Annotated in this window: 15 protein-coding genes; 1 reads left to right on the top strand and 14 read right to left on the bottom strand. The window is 69.4% G+C overall.

The annotated features are described in order from the left end of the window. Positions 1–70: 70 nt before the first annotated feature. The 11 genes from ROZ37_RS18960 to peaA all read right to left on the bottom strand — a co-directional run bounded on the left by ROZ37_RS18960 (position 71) and on the right by peaA (position 12,931). Positions 71–451: a hypothetical protein gene (locus ROZ37_RS18960; protein ID WP_312661865.1), complete on the bottom strand. Its 381-nt coding sequence runs from the start codon at positions 449–451 to the stop codon at positions 71–73. 138 nt (positions 452–589) lie between these two features. Beyond that, the gene (gene arsC / locus ROZ37_RS18955) at positions 590–943 is read right to left on the bottom strand and encodes an arsenate reductase (glutaredoxin) (RefSeq protein WP_312661863.1); all 354 of its coding nucleotides are present in this window, start codon (positions 941–943) and stop codon (positions 590–592) included. Positions 944–1,278: 335 nt separating this feature from the next. Further along, positions 1,279–3,453 (bottom strand): cytochrome c biogenesis protein CcsA, encoded by a 2,175-nt coding sequence (ccsA, locus tag ROZ37_RS18950; RefSeq protein ID WP_312661858.1) that lies wholly within the window; start codon positions 3,451–3,453, stop codon positions 1,279–1,281. Then, positions 3,446–4,492 (bottom strand): U32 family peptidase, encoded by a 1,047-nt coding sequence (locus tag ROZ37_RS18945; RefSeq protein WP_312661844.1) that lies wholly within the window; start codon positions 4,490–4,492, stop codon positions 3,446–3,448. Before ROZ37_RS18945 ends, ccsA begins: the two co-directional genes overlap by 8 nt. After that, positions 4,489–5,361, bottom strand: coding sequence for a hypothetical protein (locus ROZ37_RS18940; RefSeq protein ID WP_312661840.1), 873 nt, complete (start codon positions 5,359–5,361; stop codon positions 4,489–4,491). The genes ROZ37_RS18945 and ROZ37_RS18940 overlap by 4 nt, the downstream gene beginning before the upstream one ends. 27 nt (positions 5,362–5,388) lie before the next feature. Continuing rightward, a complete protein-coding gene (locus tag ROZ37_RS18935) occupies positions 5,389–6,891 on the bottom strand; it encodes an aldehyde dehydrogenase family protein (RefSeq protein WP_312661835.1) in 1,503 nt (500 codons plus the stop codon). Positions 6,892–6,944: 53 nt separating this feature from the next. After that, positions 6,945–8,258: an alginate export family protein gene (locus tag ROZ37_RS18930; protein ID WP_312661830.1), complete on the bottom strand. Its 1,314-nt coding sequence runs from the start codon at positions 8,256–8,258 to the stop codon at positions 6,945–6,947. 124 nt (positions 8,259–8,382) lie between these two features. Then, positions 8,383–9,519 carry a quinohemoprotein amine dehydrogenase subunit beta gene (gene peaD / locus ROZ37_RS18925; protein ID WP_312661826.1) on the bottom strand — a complete coding sequence of 379 codons (1,137 nt, stop codon included), beginning with the start codon at positions 9,517–9,519 and terminating at the stop codon, positions 8,383–8,385. Between the two features lie 17 nt (positions 9,520–9,536). Further along, positions 9,537–9,863, bottom strand: a complete 327-nt coding sequence (gene qhpC, locus ROZ37_RS18920) for a quinohemoprotein amine dehydrogenase subunit gamma (protein WP_312661815.1) — start codon at positions 9,861–9,863, stop codon at positions 9,537–9,539. A 2-nt stretch (positions 9,864–9,865) separates the two neighbouring features. Beyond that, a complete protein-coding gene (gene peaB / locus ROZ37_RS18915; RefSeq protein WP_312661805.1) occupies positions 9,866–11,293 on the bottom strand; it encodes a quinohemoprotein amine dehydrogenase maturation protein in 1,428 nt (475 codons plus the stop codon). A gap of 63 nt (positions 11,294–11,356) precedes the next feature. Continuing rightward, complete coding sequence (peaA, locus tag ROZ37_RS18910) at positions 11,357–12,931, bottom strand: quinohemoprotein amine dehydrogenase subunit alpha (protein ID WP_409449978.1); 1,575 nt, start codon at positions 12,929–12,931, stop codon at positions 11,357–11,359. A gap of 482 nt (positions 12,932–13,413) precedes the next feature. Between peaA and ROZ37_RS18905 the strand changes: the two genes are divergently transcribed. Beyond that, positions 13,414–14,445: a helix-turn-helix domain-containing protein gene (locus ROZ37_RS18905; protein WP_312661992.1), complete on the top strand. Its 1,032-nt coding sequence runs from the start codon at positions 13,414–13,416 to the stop codon at positions 14,443–14,445. Between the two features lie 194 nt (positions 14,446–14,639). Here the strand turns inward: ROZ37_RS18905 and ROZ37_RS18900 are convergent, their stop codons facing one another. The 3 genes from ROZ37_RS18900 to ROZ37_RS18890 are packed head-to-tail and all read right to left on the bottom strand — an operon-like array spanning position 14,640 to position 18,375. After that, on the bottom strand, positions 14,640–15,965 hold the full coding sequence (locus tag ROZ37_RS18900) for a tryptophan 7-halogenase (RefSeq protein WP_312661795.1): 1,326 nt from the start codon (positions 15,963–15,965) through the stop codon (positions 14,640–14,642). Between the two features lie 5 nt (positions 15,966–15,970). After that, positions 15,971–16,654, bottom strand: coding sequence for a S8 family serine peptidase (locus ROZ37_RS18895; RefSeq protein WP_312661792.1), 684 nt, complete (start codon positions 16,652–16,654; stop codon positions 15,971–15,973). Next, positions 16,654–18,375 (bottom strand): ABC transporter ATP-binding protein, encoded by a 1,722-nt coding sequence (locus tag ROZ37_RS18890; RefSeq protein WP_312661787.1) that lies wholly within the window; start codon positions 18,373–18,375, stop codon positions 16,654–16,656. The genes ROZ37_RS18895 and ROZ37_RS18890 overlap by 1 nt, the downstream gene beginning before the upstream one ends. Positions 18,376–18,858: the final 483 nt, after the last annotated feature.

The following is an 18,858-nucleotide window of genomic DNA, read 5'->3' as shown; positions in this document are numbered from 1 at the left end:
AAAAATCCTGCTGCCAAGCCTGAACGTGTTCGACGCTAGCGGACAGCGTGTTCGACTACAAGCGGTCCGATCAAGGAATACGTTCTTGCGACGAAAATGGATGCCGCTCCGGACTATCCGCGACGTTCAGAAGAAATTTGCGCAGTTCCTCGAACGACAAGTCCGTGCGGGTCATCGCTACGCCGAGCAGCGACGCCGACGGGCACCGCCGAGGCCAGCGGCGTCGGCCAGGCACCCGAGGGCGAGATTCGTCGAGCCGGCAACGCTGCCGCGTCAGCCGGCTGGCGACTGAAGGAACGCGCGCGCAAGGTCCCGTGGAGAGCAGCGCGATGCGCGGCGGTTGGGGGGACGGCTGTTCGGAACGGAAGTGTGCCGCATCGGGCACCCCGAACAACACCAGGTCGACGTTGGGCAGATCAAAAGTGGTCGGCAGCAGTGCGGACTCCGGCATGGCGCCCTTCCGCATCTACGACCTGCGCACCGTCCTCGTCGCCAAAGGCGCGCGCCGCGGCTGCGGCTGCGGCTGCGGCTGCGGCTGCGGCTGCGGCTGCGGCTACGGCTACGGCCACGGCTACGGCCACGGCTACGGCTACGGCAAAATGTCGAGCACGACTTCGGCGGGCCGGCACAGTCGAGTGCCGAGTGCGGTGACAACGATCGGACGGTTGATGAGTATCGGGTCGGCCATCATCGCGTCGATCAACTGCTCGTCGGTCTTCGCCGGGTCGCCGAGGCCGAGCTCAGCGAAGCGCGGCTCCTTGGCGCGCATGATGCCGCGCACGCCGAGGCCGGCGGCCGCGATCAGTTCGACCAGCTTGTCGCGGGTGGGCGGGGTCTTGAGGTACTCGATGACGTTCGGCTCGGCTCCGCTGTCGCGGATCATCGCCAGGGTGTTACGCGAAGTGCCGCAGCGTGGATTGTGGTAGATCGTGATCTCGCTCATCGTCATGTTTCCTTGCTGATCGTGGCTCGCGGCGCGACAGGAACGGCGGGCGACGCGAACCGATGTTGCGTGCGATTGCCGATCGCCACCAGCATCGGGCAAACCCGGCGGCGACGAACTGCCGCAGGTCGACATGACGCACTTACCAGCCGGACGATAAAGTTGCCGTCGCTCTGCATCACTGAGCGCGGCAAAGCGCCCGGCGGGATTGTCGCAGTTTTACGACGGCGGGGCGCGTGCCTCCCTCGCCGCCCCAGCGGCACGCCGAGCCTTTGTCGCACCGTTCCGACGCGCTTAGGACGTTGTCGGAAAAGTTCGTCGCGACAGGCGCACGGTCAGGGCCGTCCGCCTTTGGGCTGCCAGCGTCTTCCCGGCGACCCGAACGCCAGCCACGCTCCTCCAGCGACTGCCAGGACGAGTCCGGCCCACAGCAGCGACGAAAACGGAAAGACCTTGACCACGACGGTCGCGACGGGCGGCGCCGAAGGCTCGGCTGCGCCGGGGAGGCTGGCGAACGCGGACGACGGGGACACCCAAACCTGCAGCGCACGCGACCAGCGGTGGTCGATGGCCGGCTGCAGGACGTAGCCGGTCGTGCCGACATGCCGCGCGTAGCGGTAGTCGAGCAACTCGCACGCGGCGCGCAGCGGGCCGTCGTAACGCGCGGGCGGCGGTCGCACGTCGCGGTAGAGTGTCTCGCCGCGAAACACGTCGCCCGCGCTGTCCCGGAATTCGAACGAGGTCACCGCGCGCACCGCGAGTTTCGAGGCAAAGCCGCCGTCGGCGACGGGGCCGCTTTCGGCGACTGCGAGCCGAACGGCGCCCTGGCGATCGTGTTGCCACGCGCCGGCCCCGTCGAGCGGCACCTGGTACTCCGAATAGCTGTTCAGCGCGGTCGAAAGCAGCCCGCCCCAGAGCATCAGCATCGCGCCGACATGGACTGCGGTGATCGGCAGGACGGTGCCGCGCGGACCGTTCCGGGCCACGCTCCGCAGCGCCCACGCGATGCAGCCGAGCGCGAGATAGGCGCCGGCGGCGAGGCTCGCGTCGAGCAGCGGCAGCAGCGTGACGATGCGCTGCGACAGGATGCCGGCCCCGGCGTACGCATTGGTCATCACGCCGCCGGACACGAAGATCGCGGCCGTCACGAGCGCCGCGACGGCGAGCGAGAGCCAGCCCGCGCGCCGCGACACGCGACGGAAGAAATACCAGCCGCCGGCGAAGCCGAACAGCGCCAGCGGCAGCAGCAGCGCACGCGCGAGCGCGTAGCCCTCGACGTCCCATTGTTCGAACGCCGCCTTCAGCGCGTCGAGTTGCGCGCCGTGGACGAGATTCGACAGCATCGCGAGAAACGGCTTGTCCTCTTCGGCGCGCGGCAGCCCGAGCACGCCGGAGACGAGCGCATGCGCGAGGAAGGCGAGCGCGAACACGCCCGCCGCCGCGAAGCCCCATTGCGCGAGCCGCAGCCCCCAGCCCGGCGACGGCGCCCGCTGCGCTCGATCCGCCGCAACACGTCCCGCAAGCAAGAGAAAAACCGCGACGCCGAGCAGCAGCACCGCGAGCGCGACGTGGCTGATCCAGCTGTCCGCGCCGACGTAACGATGCGAGCTCGCGAGCACCGGGCTGCGCGTCACCGCCATCGCGCCGGCCGTCGCCGCCGCCGTGAGCACGCCGGTGAGGGGCACCCACCGCCACGTCGCCTGCCCCGGACGCCACGCCCCGACGCCGTGCAGATGCGCCGACAGGAAGCACCACACCGCGAACACCGCGGTCTGCACCGGATCCCAGTGCCAGACCTGGCCGTACATCGCGTCCTCGAACGCCCACAGCATGCCGAAGCCGATGCCCGCGCTCAGCACGGCCCATGCGCGGCGCGCGTGAGCGCGGGCGTGAGCGGGCCAGACCGGCAACGCCCCGCGCAGCGCCGCGAACGCCGGCACCGCAATGAACAGCGCCCACGCATACGCGGCGAGCACCAGCGGTGCGTGCAGCAGCATCCAGACCTTCATCAGGTGCGCGTTCATGCCCTGCGACGGCGCCTCCGCGAGCCATTCCGCGGGAGTCGCCGAGAACGGCGCCAGCCACACCGCCGTTGCGGCGTACCACGCGGCGATCAGCGCGCCGACCCGGCTTGCGCGCGCGTCGCGCTTTGCGACGCCGGCCGCGAGCACGGCGCACAGCGCCGCCAGCATCAGCGTCGTGCCTTCGTCGCCGCCCCAGACGTTCGCAAGCTTCAGATGCAGCGGCAGTTCGGCTGCGCTGTAGAGCCAGACGTAACGGACACCGAAGTCGTCGCTCGCGAGATGCCACGCGAGCGCGGCGACGCAGCCCCACAGCAGCGCGGCGGCCCCCTGCAGCAGGCGCACACGGAGCGCCACCGCGAACACCGAGACGATCGCGAGCCCCGCCGCGAGCGCGAGCAGCACGCTGCCGGCCACGGCCGAGGTTGCGCCGACAAGCGCCGCGAGCGCGGCGACGGCGACACTGCCCGCCGGGGCGAGCTCACGCATCGCCGCGTTCCGGCTGCGCAGCGGTAACTTCCTCGCGCCCACGCAGCACTTCGGGGTAGTAGCACATGTACCCGGTCCGGCAGTGCTCGACCGACGGCCGCATCCGCATCGCAAAGTCGCCGACCTCGGCGTCGCTCGCGCCGGCCGTGACGCGATCGACGATCGTCCGCACCATCGTCACGCTCGCGACCTTGCGCGCGGTCGGCGCCTCGCGGCCGGCGATCTTCACCGCGGCGATCCCGCCGCGGCGCAACGCGGGCACCGCGCACAGGCCGCAGGGACCGAACGGCATGCCGCTCTCGGTCGTCGAGAAGCCGCAGGAAAACCGGTACCACAGCCATTTGCGGTACGCCTCGTCGTTCTTCTCGAGGCGCGCCTGCAATCGGGGCGACAGATCGCGGCCGTCCCGGTGCCGATGGTGGCGCGCGTAACGGTCGAGGCAGATCGGCCCACCGAGGCGGCCCGGCAGGTGGATCGTGTTGCACGCGCCTTCCTCGAACACGCAGCCGTCGTTGAGGATGAACGCCTCGATTTCGATGTCCGGGACGTCGCGCGCGATGCTCGCGGCCTCGTCGAGCGTGACGTCGCGCGGCAGGATCAGCCGGCGCGCGCCGAGATCGCGGCACAGCCGCGCCGCGCCGGCATTGCGGCAGGTCGCGACGGAGCTGACGTGGATCCGCGTGCCGGGCAACTGCGCCGCGAGCACCGACAGCAGGCCGAGATCGCTGACGATCAGCGCGTCGCCGCCGAGCTCGACGAAGCGACCCGCTATTTCGGCCGCGGCTTCGGCATGCGCGGCCGAGTAATGCTGCGCGTTGAGGACGAGCGACAGCGACGCGCCGTGCGCGTGCGCCGCCTCGACCGCCCGCGCGAGCTCGTCGTAGTCGCCGAGATTGCCCGAAGGGCGGCGATTCGCGGTGACGGCGTGAAACCGTCCGATCCACTCGCGCGGCACGATTCCGCAGTAAAGCTCGTTCGCGCCGGCGAGCGCGAGTTGCTCGATCTCGGCGACGCGGGAAGTCGGTGCGACGATCTTCATAGCGCTTCTCCTGCAACCACCAGCCGTTTGACGAAGCCTTGCCGCACCGCCGCTTTCAGGGCGTCGAGCATCGCGGCCGACTGACGGCCGAAGATCGTGTTGCCGACCTGCACGGTCGGCCAGTCGTCTTCAGCGCCGGACCGCGACGTCGTCGCCGCGAGACTCAGGCATTCCTTGCGGCAGCGCCGCCCGACCGCGAAGCGCTCCGGGCCGTCGATCGACAGCGATCCCGGGCGGCACATGCGCCCCTTGGCGATGCTGAAATACGGCAGATGCACGCCCTGCAGCCAGGGCACGCGGCCGAGCGTGTCGGCGTCGGCGAAAAGCGGCGCGTCGATCTCGACCCGCTCGATGCGCAGCCGCCGCAGCACCGCCTGCAGCGCGGGCGAGTCGAGGCCGTGGCCGCATTGGTGCGACCACTCCGCGGTCAGTCGCGGGTCCTTGACCATGCGGCACATCACGCGGCCGGCGACCGGCGTCAGCGCCGGAAAGCGCGCGGCGACGAGCTGGGCGACGCCCCAGTCGTTGACGATGACTTCGGCGCCGTCGGGCAGCAACGGCAGCAGCGATTCGAGCCGCGCCAGCACGTCCGGCGAAGCGATCGGCGTCAGCAGCGCGAAGCGCAGCCCGCGCGACGCTGCGCGGGCGAGCGCCTGGCGCAGCGTGCGCGCCGACGGCAGCAGGTGTTCGCAGAATTCGCTGCCGAAATACATGTGGGTCGGCGCGAACCCGGCGAGCCACGCGGCCAGCGCATCGTCACCGTGGGTTTGCTGCCAATGGGTTTCGCGCTCGGTCGGCCCCGAGTCGGCTGTAAGCCAGTCGAGCGCGTCGGGCCGGACCGCGGTGACGGCGAGTTCCTGTTCGTGCATGCCTTGTCTCCCGGGGCCGGCCGCGGCTTACAGCGCCATGATCACCGACTTCGATTCGGTGTAGAGATCGAGCACCGCGCGCCCGAGTTCGCGCCCGATCCCCGACTGCTTGAAGCCGCCGAAGGGCATCGCGTTGTCGAACATGTGGTGGCAGTTCACCCACACGGTGCCGGCCTTGATCTTCGGAATCAGGCGGTGCACGCGCGACAGGTCGTTCGACCAGATGCTCGCCGCAAGGCCGTACGGCGTGTCGTTCGCGCGTCGCGCCACTTCGTCGAGATCCTCGTACGGCATCGCGACGACGACCGGGCCGAAGATCTCCTCGCGCACGACCTTCATGTCGTCGCGTGCGTCGACGAGCACGGTCGGCTTGACGAAAAAGCCCTCGCCATCGCCCTTCGCACCACCGGTGGCCGCGCGTGCGCCCTCGCCGAGCCCACTTTGGATGTAGCCGAGCACGCGCTTCTGCTGCGTCGCCGAGACCAGCGGTCCGATCTGTGTCGTCGGATCGATGCCGGCACCGAGCTTCATGCGCTCGGCGATCCCGGCGAGCCCTTCGACGACGCGGTCGAAGCGACTCTTGTGCACGAAGAGGCGCGAGCCGGCGGTGCACGCCTGACCCTGGTTGAAGAAGATCGCCTGCGCGGCGCCGGCCGCGGCGACGTCGGGATCAGCGTCGTCGAGTACGATCACCGGGCTCTTGCCGCCGAGCTCGAGCGACATGCGCGTCATGTTGTCGAGCGCCGCCTTGCCGACGATCTTGCCGATCTCGGTCGAGCCGGTGAAGGCGATCTTCTCGATCCCGGGGTGCGACGACAGCGCCGCGCCCGCGGTGTGGCCGTAGCCGGTGACGACGTTGAGCACGCCGGGCGGGTATCCCGCCTGGAGCGCGAGCTCGGCCAGGCGCAGCGCGGTCAGTGGCGTGTCCTCGGCCGGCTTCAGCACCATCGTGCAGCCGGTCGTCAGTGCCGGTCCGACCTTCCACGCCGCCATCAACAGCGGGAAATTCCACGGGATGATCGCACCGACGACGCCGACCGGCTCGCGCCGCGTGAAGCCGAAGAACTCGCGATCGCGCACGAGCGGCACCGACAGGTCCATCGCCGAGCCGTCGAGCTTGGTCGCCCAGCCCGCCATGTAGCGCAGGAAGTCGACAACCAACGGCAGGTCGACGTTGCGTGCGATCGTCACCGGCTTGCCGTTGTCGAGCGACTCGATCTCGGCAAGCTCCTGCGCGTTCGCTTCGACGAGGTCCGCGAACTTCAGCAGCAGGCGCTCGCGGTCGACCGGGCGCATCTTCGGCCAGTCGCCCGCTTCGAACGCTTTTCGCGCGGCGGCGACGGCGCGGTCGATGTCGGCGGCTTCGCCGGCCGGCACGCTCGCGAACGTCTGCCCGTTCGCCGGGTCGATCACGTCGATGCGCGCGCCGCCCGCGGCTTCGACCCATTCGCCGCCGATCAGCATGCGCTTCGGCTGCGCGAGGAAGCGGCGCGTGTTGTCGGCCAGCGGTTGTCCTTCGTATCGGTTCATCTCGGTCTCCATTGGTGGTCGTTTCGATTCGCCGCCCGTCGGTACGGGGCGTATCAGTAGTTGAAGATCAGCACCGCCTCGAGGTAGACGTTGTGCCGGTCGTTGCCTTGCGCCGCCTTGACGTCGGCGCCGCGGGGGTCGTGAATGCCGATCAGCGGCACGAAGGTGAAGTGCTTGTCGATCTGCCAGAACGCGAAGAGGTCGAGCTCGCGACCGGCCAGATCGGGCGCTTGGCCGACGCGCCCGAACTTCCAGTACTGCAGGTAGACCGACAGGTCCTCGCGCGGCGCGAGCGACAGCTCGATGCGGTCGACGCGGTTGCCGCTGTTCGCCGGGCCGGAGTAGTTCGACGCGATCTCACCCTGGAACCACGTCCCGAGCCCGCGGCTCAAGCCGAAGAACAGCGGATCGAACGCCTCGTTGCGCGTCGTCGACGGCCGGTCGGCGGAGAAGCGCGCGTGGCGGTAATTCACCGTCGGGCTCCACGCGACATCGGCGAACGTCCAGCCGCCTTCGACGTACCACGCGTCGGCGTCGTTCTTGACCGGGGTGTCGCCGCCGCGCTCGTCGACGTACTCGGCTGACAGGAACAGGTTTTCGACGCCCAGGCTGCCCTGCCCGCGCACGCTCGTGATGCGCATCCCGTCGCGCTGGTCGAAGATGCCCAGCCCGCCGCCCCGGTCGACGTCGAGTACCTTCATCCAGCTCAAACCGAGCGTGCCGCGCGTGTCCGACACGTATTCGAGGTTGGCGCCGGCGAGCTCGGTGTCCTGCTGGTACGGGTTATTGGACTCGAGCCAGAAGACGTCGCTGCGCAGCGGACCGGCGAAGTCGGCGCGCAGGATCGCGGTCTTGGCGAAGCTCTTGCGCGCGGCGAGGTAGTAGGCGCCGCCGCGGTTGACGTGGACGCCCGGCCCTTCGAGTCCCTTGCCGAGGTTGATGCGGTCGCCCGCGATCAGGAGTCCGTCGCCGAGCTGGAACTGCTGGCGGCCGAACGACAGGTCGAACACGCCGTCGGCGCTGCGCCAGCCGACATAGGCGTCCTCGACCGATACTTCGCGCTCGTCGCCGGTCGTGAAGCCGCCGGCGTCGCCATCGCCCCACGTGCCCTGCGCGATCGCGCCGAGGCCGCCGTAGACTTCGCCGCCGCCGAGGCGCGTCGTGCCGACGAACACGCCGTGGAGGAAGGCTTCGCGCCAGTCCTTGCCGCCTTGGCCGAGGTAGTCCTCGCGTGTCGAAAATGCGCCCGCCATGCCGTCGGCCTTGAAGCCGAGCGTCGTACCGTCGCGCTCGTAGAAATTCTCTCCCCTCGCGATGCCACAGGTCGCAAGCCCCGCGAGCAGCACCGCCGTCATACGATTTCGCACTCGAATCGTCTCCTCACATTCGTTTTTTGGCGAACAGCGTCCCTGCAGGCCGTCGCGGGCCCGCATCGCGCCCCGCTTTCGCGGGGCGTGGAGCAGCTGGAATCAGTCGGTGATCAGCCGGGCATCAGCGCGTGAACACCTGCCCGGTGCCGAGCGACATGTCGCCGCCGGGCAGCTCGATCTTCGCGACGCGCGTCAGCGAGTCGGCGTCGTACACCGCGACGTCGTTGAACGTGCCGGTCAGATAGAGCTTGCTGCCGGCGCCGTTGGTGAGGACCGTGTAATACGTGTGCTCGAGCTCCGCGGCCTGCAGCAGCTTCTTCTGCGAGATGTCGTACTTCGTCAGGCGGTGCAGCAGACCGTAGATGATGTTGCGGTCCTTCGGCGAGCGCATGCCGGTGAAGTAGATCTCGATCAGCGGCCCGAACTCGCGCGCCTCGGTCTTGCCGGTCTTGAGATCGACGTTCATGTAGCCGTACTGGTACTCGGCGGTCGCGAGATCCTGCTTGTCGTCCTGGTACTTCGCGGTCGTGTACAGCACCGTGAAGTCCTTCGTCGGCGTCTGCACCGGCCACAGGTACAGCAGGTCGATCGGCGAGTAGTCCTTGCGTTGCCACGAGCGCAGGGGAAGCGCGACGTCCATCTTGCCGCTGCGCACGTCGACCTTGTAGAGATCCGCGCCGAACATGTAGAGCGCGCCGTCGTCGCCCGCCTGCATCAGCGACACCTGGCGCGGCGCCGCGTACGTGCGCACCGGCTTCGCGTCGAGCCCTGCGGACGTGTCGTAGACCGCGAAGCGCGGCTCGCCGACGTGGTAGCGGTCGCGCTCGATCGTCGTCGGATTCTGCACCGTGTACAGCTCCTTGCCGTCCGGGCTGAGGGCGATCGCGCCGATGGCTTTCGCGCGCTCGTTCTGCGCCTGCGACATCTCGGCGCGGAAGCGCAGCTTGCAGCTGTCGAGATCGACGCCGTAGATCGTGCCGAAGCGGTTGTTCAGGATGAACGCGGTGCGGCGGTCGGGCGAGATCTGCGTGATGCCGGGCCCGAAAGCATCCGGCAGCGCGCAGGTCTTGTAGACGCTGTTCGTCGCTAGGTCGAGCACATGCAGGTTGTTCGGATAGTTCGCGACCATCAGGTATTCGTGGCCGGCTTCGAGCGCACGCGATTCGTTCGCCGCGACCGCGGGCAGCGTGGCGGCCGCGAGCAGCGCCGCGACCGCGGTGCGCGCGCCGACGCGGCGGGGGAAGTTTCCGTTCTTCATGTCCGATCCCCCCGCGCTCACAGCTTGTCGCCCGGGAAGACCGAGCCGAGCTCGCGCCAGTCTTCCTTCGAGTTCGCCGCGCCCTTGTTCCAGTCCGGGTAGCTGTTCATCACGTCCGGCACCTGCGCCGGCCACCAGCACGGGTCGGCGCAGCCGTAGAGGTCGGCCTCCATCGGCTGGCACAGCGACGCGACGCCGCCGAACGCGTCCACTTCCCAGCCCGGGTCGACGGTCGCGGTGCAGCCGGCCAGCGCGCTCATCGCGACGACTTCCTCGACCCGGTCCTCGCCGACCGCCTGATCCAGCAGTTGCGCCTTGTTGTTGATCGCCTTGAGGTGTTTCATCCTCACGCCCTCCTCGGGGAAATATGTTGTTCGATGAAGGCCGGGTTGCCGGCCATGATGCGGCTGTAGATTTCGATGCCGAAGTCGACCCAGTCGCGCATCAAGTCGCAGTAGTGATAGGTCGGGTGCGCCGGGTCGCCGTAACGCGCGTAGCTCTCGTGGTAGCAGCCACCCGAGCACAGGTTGCGGATGCGGCAGGTGTCGCAGCCGGTGCCGCTGCGATCGAGCCGCTGCGCGAGGAAGTCGCCGAGCTCGCGATGCTTGATGCCGCCCGACACGTCGCCGAAGGTCGGCAGCGACGAGCCGGTGAAGCGATGGCACAGGTTCAGCTCGCCCTTGTGATCGACCGCGAGCATCTTCAGCCCCGCCCCGCACGGCAGCGCCTTCTTGTGCCCTTCGTGCAGGTCGGTGATCAGCTGGTGCATGTTCGAGAAGCCGATGTTGCGGCCTTCGAGCGCGGCGGCGAGGTAACGCCGACCGAGGCGCTTGAGGCCCTCGAACACCTCGACGAGCTCGTCTCCGGTGAGGTTGAAGGTGTCGATGTCGCCCGACGTGACCGGCGCGAAGCCGACTTCGGCGAAGCCGAGTTCGTTGAAGAGGTGATCCCAGATGCGCTCGATCTCGGTCGTGCCATGCGTCAGCGTCACGCGCGCGCCGACCGGCCGCGCGGTGTAGCGCGACAGCAGGCGCTCGGCCTTGCGGCGCACGGTTTCGTACGTGCCCTGCCCGCCGACCGTGAGCCGGTTGCGGTCGTGGATCGCCTGCGGCCCGTCCATGCTGATCGACAGCCCGAAGCGGTGTGCGGCCAGCCAGTCGATCGTCTCGTCGTTGAGCAGGGTCGCATTCGTCGTCATCACGAAGTCGACCTGCTTGCCGAGGGCCGCGAAGCGCGCTTCGCAGTACGCGACGACCTCCTTGATCAAGCGCAGGTTGCTCAGCGGCTCGCCGCCGAAGAACACGACCGTGTAGCGCTTCTCGTCGGGCGATTCGCGCAGCACGAGCTCGACCGCGTCGCGGGCGGTGTCGAAGCTCATCTTGCGCCCGGCCGAAGGCTTGTCGAGGTCTTCCTTGTAGCAGTAGGTACAGCTCAGGTTGCAACCGGTGTTGACGTTCAGCACGACGGTCGTCAGCGGAAAACGCTCGAACTCGTGCCGGCGCGGCGCGGCGTGCGCAGGCCGGCCGTCGGACAGCAGGTCGAGCGCGATCAGCTCGCGGATCGCTTCGTCGACTTCGCGCGCGCCGAAGCGGGCGCCAAGGTCGGCGACGAGCGCTTCGGCGCTCAGGCTGTTGCGGCGGATCTCGTCGAGCAGCGCGCCGGTCAGCGCGTCGAGCGCGAACAGCGAGCTCGTCGGAATATGGAAAAGCATGCGTCGATCATCGACGCGCAGCTCGTGCAGGTTGTCATGCACGACGTTCAGGACGGCACCCATGGCGTCTCCTTCGGTGGGTTGCGGATGGCAGGCGGGGCCTGCCCGGCTCGCGCACTTCGCCGCTTACGGGATCGGCGGGTTGTTCCAGCGCGGGGCCGCGACGATCAGCCGGCCCTCGCCCTTCACGGGTTCGCCGCCGTTCGCGACTTCGGCGATCACCTTGAGGTTGCCGACGTTGTTCGCCGACATCCGCCGTGCGGGGTTCGGTCCCGCGCCGCCCGGCACGAAGACGCCCGTGCTCGCATCCATCAGGCCGGCGAACTTCACGTCCTGGTCGTGCGCCGCGACGTCGTCGAACGGCGCGACCGACCACTTCGCCGGCACCACGCCGATGCGGAAATCGTCGTCAGTGCCGACCTTGCCGTCCGCGCCCGCGGCCCAGGCTTCGGCGTCGAAACGCGCCTCGACCTTAGGCGTCGGCGAGCCGTTGCCGCCGATCCGCGCGACCGCAAAGGCGGGTTGCACCTTCAGCGTGCCGATGCGCTCGTACAGCGCGAGCTGTCCGCCGCCGGCCTTGCCGACCGCGATTTCGTGCACGCCGCGCGCCGACTTGTCCGCGCGCACCCGCAGGACCACTTCCGCCGGCGAGCGCTTCACCATCTTCACCAGCTGCACGCCGGGCGGCAACGCGACGTCGCCGGCTAGCCCGGCGCCGACGATGCGCAGCTCCGCCTCCGCGCCCGCCTTGAGCTGCGCCGGATGCACGCCGACGATGCGCGCGGCGCCGTCGCGCTGCAGGCCCGCGACGACGTCACCGCCGACTTCGTCCTGGTCGCGCAGGAACATGCGCCCGCGCAGCACGCCGTTGTCGAGCGCGAACACCTGGCGCATCGGCGTGCCGTCGATGACGAGGTCGCCGCGCCACTCGTAGCCGGTGTAGATCAGCGCCTGGCCCTGCCCACGCATCGGCTTGCCGTCGTCCCAGCGTCCGTCGAACGTCAGCGCGTAGCGGTCCTTGTCCTTGCCGGCCTTCACTTTCATCACGCCGCTGTAGCCGCCGCGCCCGCTGATGCGCCCGCTGACGGTCCAGTCGCCGGTCGCCGCCTGCGGCGCGCGCGCCTGCCACGCCTTCCACGCGTCCGACTGCAGCGGCAGCCGCTTCGCGAGGTCGGGGACGATTTCCTTCAGCGCGATGCCGAACCAGTCGCGATCCCGGCCGAGCGCCTGATACTCGGCGGTCGGGAACTGGCCGAGATGGAAATGCACGAGACGCTCCCACTCCGGCTGCGAGCGGCGCTGCAGCAGCACGCGCGCACCGGAATGGCAGCGCGCGCACATCTGCGTGAACTGCTCGGAGTCGAACGTCTCCATCGTGTTCAGCCGGCGCTCGAGCGCGTAGCGCGCACCCTCGGTCTCCGACGGCGCGAGGCCCTGCGTGTCGGCGAGGTATTTCACGACCGTGCGGCGCTCGTCGTCGCTGATTTTGAGGCCGTGCAGGAACTGCATCCGCGCGACCGACATCAGCCAGCCTTCCGGGGACTTGCGCTGTTCGCCGATGCGGCTGATGCCGTCACCGGTTTCGGTGTGACAGGGCAGGCATTTGGCGCGGATCAGCGCCTCGGCGGAAGCGGACGCGGCCGTCGCCGCAGCCGGCGCCAGAACCGTCAGCGCACCGAGCGCCGCGGCAAGGGTTTTCATTCTCAAGATCGGATCTCCTCTTCGTACCCTTGGTTGAGTCCGGGGAGGGGGAACAGCCCCGCCACACCGGTCGCGAAGCGCTGCGTTGTCCAGGCTCCGGGGCGACGACGCGGCCTTGCGGGCAGCGATCCGATCCTCGTCTCCTCCTTGCTCTGCCGCCACGCGTTGCGCATGTCGGCGCAGCCTTTCTTCGAAGGCCTGTCAGCACAGCTCGTACTCCACGTACTCCCGCTCCCGGTCGCCGCCGGGATTCGGAAAGACGGGACCGATGCTAGCCACTCGCGGCGGCGAGCGTTATCAAGAATCGGCAAAGGGTGGGGCGGGCTTGCCGAAAGTTATAGGTGCGTGCGATGCTAAAAAAGCGCAGCAGCGGTTTAACCGCCGTCATGCCGCGACTTATAACGACAAAGCCCGGCTGCACCGTGGTCGTGCGAGGAGGGGACATGTTTGCCAACGCGACGAGGGGCGCGCAGCGGACGGGAATGGCAGGTGGAGACGACGCTCCCGCGGCCGCCGCGGCGTTCTCCCACGTCCGCCGGCACACGCTCGACGCCGACGAGCACGCGGCCTGCCTGACGAGCTGGCAACAGCGTTACGACCAGCTCAGCGCCGGGCGCTTCGACGGCCTGTTCGAGGAGTTCTGGTTCGGCGATGTGCAGATCTTCTGCGAGGAGCTGAACCAGACGGTTCACCAGACGGGCAAGCCCTGGCCGCACTCACGCACGTTCGCGGTCCCGGTGGCGATCGAGGGCACCGGCTGTTTCGGCGGCGAGGTCTATGGCGCGCACTCGATGCTGACGCTGTCCGGCGAAACCGAGCTCGACTTTCGCACCCCACCCCGCCTGAAGATGCTCGCGTGCACCGTCGACTCCGACGCGCTGCGCGCCTTCGCCCAGCACGTGCAGCGTGACGTCGAGGCCGAACTGAAGGGGCGCAGCGTCGTGCCGACGAGCCCGCAGCAGATCACCGCGCTCGGCGCGCTGCTGTCAGCGATGATGTCCAATCTGCAGGCGGCGCCGGAGCTGTTGCAGCACGCCGCGATGCGCAAGGCGATCGAACAGGGCTTGTTCGAAACGCTGCTCGATGCCGCGTCGGCGATGCGGGCGCCCGCGACGGAATCGCCCCCATCGCTGCGCACGCGGCAGTTCGTCGTCGCGCGTGCGAGGGAATACATGCAGGCGCACATCGACGAGCCGATCACGGTCGCCGATCTTTGCATCGAACTCGGCGTGTCGCGGCGGACGCTGCAGTACAGCTTCCACGACGTGCTGAACCTGAACCCGGTGAAATTCCTGCGCGCGCTGCGCCTGAACGCGGTCCGCCGCGACCTCAGGCGGGCGGGCAGCGACGGCAATGCAAGCGTCGCCGACATCGCCGCGCGCTGGGGTTTCTGGCATCAGTCGTACTTCTCGTCGGAATACAAGGCGATGTTCGGCGAGCTGCCGTCGGAGACGCTGCGCGGCAAGGCGCGCGACGACGCGACGCAGGTGCCCTCGACCGGCGGGCACCACTGACACGGATCGGCAAGGCGGCAACCTGATCGCGCTCGGCCGAGCCCTTCGCCTTTGCTCGCGAGCGGCTCGACGTAACCTTGCCGTCGGGTTCTACGGGCGATGACGCGAATCGTCGAAGAACGCCGGCGACAGGCTCGGCGCGAACCGCTGCGAGGGATTGCCGGCCAATTAGCGCAAATCGGCAACGACGCGTGTCAGCGCACCCACCCCTGATCGCGCATCCACGCCGCGATCTTCGCCGCGCGCGGGCCGTCGAGCCCGCCCTGCTCCCGCATCACGTCCTCCACGGCGCGCTCCGGCGTCCGCTGCAGCGCGCGTACGAGCGGCGCGAGCGCGATGCCGTCGAGGTGCCAGACGCCGAGCGGCTGGTCGGGCGTCACGACGAGGTCTGCCTCGACGATGCGCCCGTCGCGCACGACCGGCCCGCGCACGACGCGCAGCGATTCCGGGGAGACCGTCGCGTGCAGCGCCTCGGCATCGGGCCAGCCGCGGCGCGCACGCCAGAACGGATGTGACGCCCAGCGCGTCTCCTGCTCGTAGAAATCGCGGCCGATGCGTGCGAAACGGTAGAAGAGGTGCTCGATGCGCTGCTGGTGAAAGCGCACCGCCAACTCGGCCCGGGCCGGCTCGTGCAGCAAGGTCGCGACGACCGCCGGCGCCTGCAATGCCGACGACAGCGCCTGGAAGATTCCATTGCCCGACAGCGGGTCGACCGCCATTGCCGCGTCGCCGACGCGGATCCAGTTCGGACCGGCGACGACCTCGCTCAGCACCGGCGTGCTCGCCCGCGCGTGCGGTTCGCCGACCGGCTCCGCGTCCCGCACGAACGGCACGGCCGCGTCGAGATCGAGGAAACGCGCGGCGCAGAACGCAGCGAGTTCCTTCTTCGGCGGCAACGCCGCGCTGTCGACATCGACGGTGAGCTGCAGGTAGCGTCGCCCATCGGCGAGCGCCGCCATCCACGCCCAGCCGTCCTCGCAGCTTTGCACCGCCGAACCCGCCCCGCGCGCCGGGCCGCGCCAGTACTGCAGCAGCGACACCGTCTCGACGCCGCGCACCCGCGGCAGCCCCGCAGCCGGCGCGGCACGGCCGCGCGCCTCGACGATGAAATCCGCGTCCAGCACGCGCTGCGCGCCGCCTTCCTCGAAGCGCACGACATGACCGCCGGGCGCCGACGCGACTTCGGCGATGCGCGCACGCACCACGGTCACGCCAAGACGCTCGACGTCGTCGAGCAGCGCGCGGTCGAAGCGTTCGCGGTCGACGAGGCTCTCGCTGTTCACCTCCGCGCGCACCCCGCTCCACATCGCACGGCGCGGCGATGGCGGCGCGAACGCGGAGAGCGCGCCGCTGAAGCCGAGACGGCGCAAGGCGTCGACGACGCGCGCCGAACCGCCTTCGACCGCCGCGAAGCGCCGCGGCTCGCCGACGAGCACGACGCTCTCGCCGAGCCGCGCCAGTCCGACTGCCGCCGCCGCGCCCGCCGGCCCGCCTCCGAGCACCACGATCCGCGCTGCCACCTACTTCACCTCCGTCGCCGTTCCTGTCCGTGATAACGCGCCTGCGCGGTCAGCCATGCGCGCAACGCATCGGGGTCCGAGCGGCCGCCCTCGGCCAGATGGCGCGCGACGTGGCCGGACAGGTGCGCGCACGCCATGCTCGCGCCCGCGCCGGCGAGCGTGCCATGCATCGGGCGCACGTGCGCGCCGAAATCGGCGTGCGGCGCGGCGAGCGCCGAGATCTCGAACCGATCGCAGCGCGCATCGCCGGTCGCCCGCAGCACCCCCGCGAAAGCGGCCGGATACACCGGGGCCCCGTGCGCCGGCGACGCCGCGCAGAGCACGACACCGGCGCCGAGCGCCGCGCGGCAGGCCGCGTCGAGCACCGGCCGCGGCTCGCGCAGGCCGAGGCTGAGATTGATGACCGCCGCGCCGTGGCCGACGAGCCAGTCGATCGCGGCGGCAACCTGCGTCGCGGTCGTCGCGAGCCGCTCGCGGAACACCTGCGCGACGAGCAACTCGGCTTGCGGCGCGCAATGCAGCACGATGTCGCCGACGAGACTGCCGTGACCGAGGAGGTCGTCGCAGGCCGCGACCCGACGTACCTCCCCATCGCCGTCGCCGCGCACGAAAGCCGTCGCGGCCGCGACCTGCGCCTGGGCTGCCGCGCTTCCGCTATCGACGATGCCGACCCTGATTTTCGCCGCCACTAGATCGACTCCGCGCTCGCCGGCTCGATTTCGAGCCGCGCGCCTTCGAGCCGCACGCGCAGATCGCAGCCGACGAGCGTCGCCGCGCGGTGGCTGATGAGGATGCGGGTGCGGCCGGCGAACAACGTATCGACCGCCGCGATCACTTGCGCTTCGGTGGCCTCGTCGACCGCCGACGTCGCCTCGTCGAGCACCAGCACGCAAGGGTCCTGCAGCAACGCCCGCGCGACCGCGATGCGCTGCCGTTCACCGCCGGACAGCTGCTGTCCGCGCTCGCCGAGCGAGGTGTCGAGCCCGCGCGGCAGGCGCGCGACCAGGCCATCGAGCCCCGCCCGGCTCGCCGCCTCGCGCACCGCCGCGTCGTCGGCCGCGGGTGCGGCGTAGCGGATGTTGTCCGCGACGGTTCCGCGGAACAGCACGATGTCCTGGCTGACGACCGCGACCGCACGCCGCAGATCGGCGAACGCGAGCTCGCGCAAGTCGATGCCATCGAGCCGGACGGCGCCCTCCGCAGGGTCGTAATGGCGATGCAGCAAGTCGACGAGCGTCGATTTGCCGACCCCCGAAGCGCCGGTCAGCGCGACCTTGGCGCCAGCCGGGATCGCGAGCATCGCGCGATCGAGCACCGGTGCCTCGCGGTCGTCGTGACGGAAGACGACGCCGTCGAACTCGATCCGCCCCGCCCATGGCGCGCCGCGGGACGCGGCCGCGGACGTCTCCGCGACGTCGACCCGCGCCCCGCGCAACTCGCTGACGCGCATCAGGCTCACGCTCATCCGCTGCACGGCGACATAGAGGCCCAGAAGGCTGTTCACCGGTCCGGTCGCCATGCCGAGGTAGGTGGAGAATGCGATCAGTCCGCCGAGCTGCCAACTGCCCTCGACGATCCACCAGCCCCCGATCATGAAGGCCGCCGCGCGCGTGATCGACGTCAGCGTCGACGGCACCGCCTGCGTGAAGAATTCCGTGCGCTGCAGGTGCAACAGGTCTTCGAGGTAAGTCGCGCCGAGCCGATCTAGCCGCTCGCGTTCGTCCCGCTCGCGGCGCGAGGCCTGAATGAACTTCATCGCCGGCAGCGTCTCGACGAGGAAGCTCGAGACGTCCGCCGCGCGCTCGCGGACCGTGCGCGTACGCGCTTCCACCTTGCGGCGCATCCAGCGCAGCCACAGGAATTCGAGCGGCACGAGCACCAGCACCAGCAGCGAAAGCTGCCACGACAGACTCACCATCAGCACGACCGCGCCGACGAGCCCGATCACGCTGCTGAACGCGGAGAACAGGCTGTCGACCGCGAAACGCTGAATCTCGGCGACGTCGCCGTCGATCCGCGACATCAGGTCGCCCATGCGCTGGCGCCCGTAGAACGCCGGCGACAGGGTCTGCAGATGGCGATAGAGATCGCTGCGCAGCGCGAAAAGAATGGTGCCGGACAGGCGCGTGTGCAGGAGTCGATTGACGCCCGCGAGGACGGTGCCGACGATGCCGACGAAAATCATCGCCACGGCGATCGACACGAGAAACGGGTAGTCGCGCGCGAGCAGACCGTCGTCGATCAGCATCTTCGTCAACCACGGCTGCAACAGCACCAGCAGCGTCGCGGCGAGCGACAGCAGCAGCAAGCGCGCGACCGATCCCCAATGCGGCCGCACGAACCCGTAAAGCCATTCGAATCCGCGACGCAGCTCGCCCGGGTCCTGGTGGCGGATCAGCTTAGCCCACACGCGAGTTCCGCCTCCTGCCCAACGTGCCCTCGGCGGCGCCAGCGCCGACCGAGCGCAAGCGCTTCGCCGGGTGCCGCGTGGTGCGAAAGGTCATCGACAAGGTCTCCCTATGGATACGAGCAAGGGAATGAATTGTAGGCCGAGGTCGGGCGAAGATTGGCGCACGAAGGTCCGCATCGCCGCACTCGGAACTGCCGTAACCGCGACGACGCAGTCGGCTTCGGCGCACCCCGCGTGAGCTGCAGGCGAAGCCGCTGGCGATCGAACAGTGCGGCGAGCGGCAGGCGAGGCCGATCGAACAGCACCGTCCCCGAGTTCAAGCTCCGTTTCCGCATCGCAGCAGAAGCAGTGTGCTTATGTCGCTCACACGATCTTCGCGTCGGACCCGGTGGTAGCGAGGAAGCTGTAGCGGGACGAATAGGGTTGTCAGATGGCCCAATAAAATTATTTATGTTGCGCCGCACAACTGCTTCCAGTATTCTT

The organism is Aromatoleum sp., from assembly GCF_032027225.1.
In the GTDB taxonomy this organism is placed as follows: Bacteria; Pseudomonadota; Gammaproteobacteria; order Burkholderiales; family Rhodocyclaceae; genus Aromatoleum.
The sequence above is the reverse complement of the archived record's forward strand: the minus strand, read 5'-3'. Positions and strand labels throughout refer to the sequence as shown.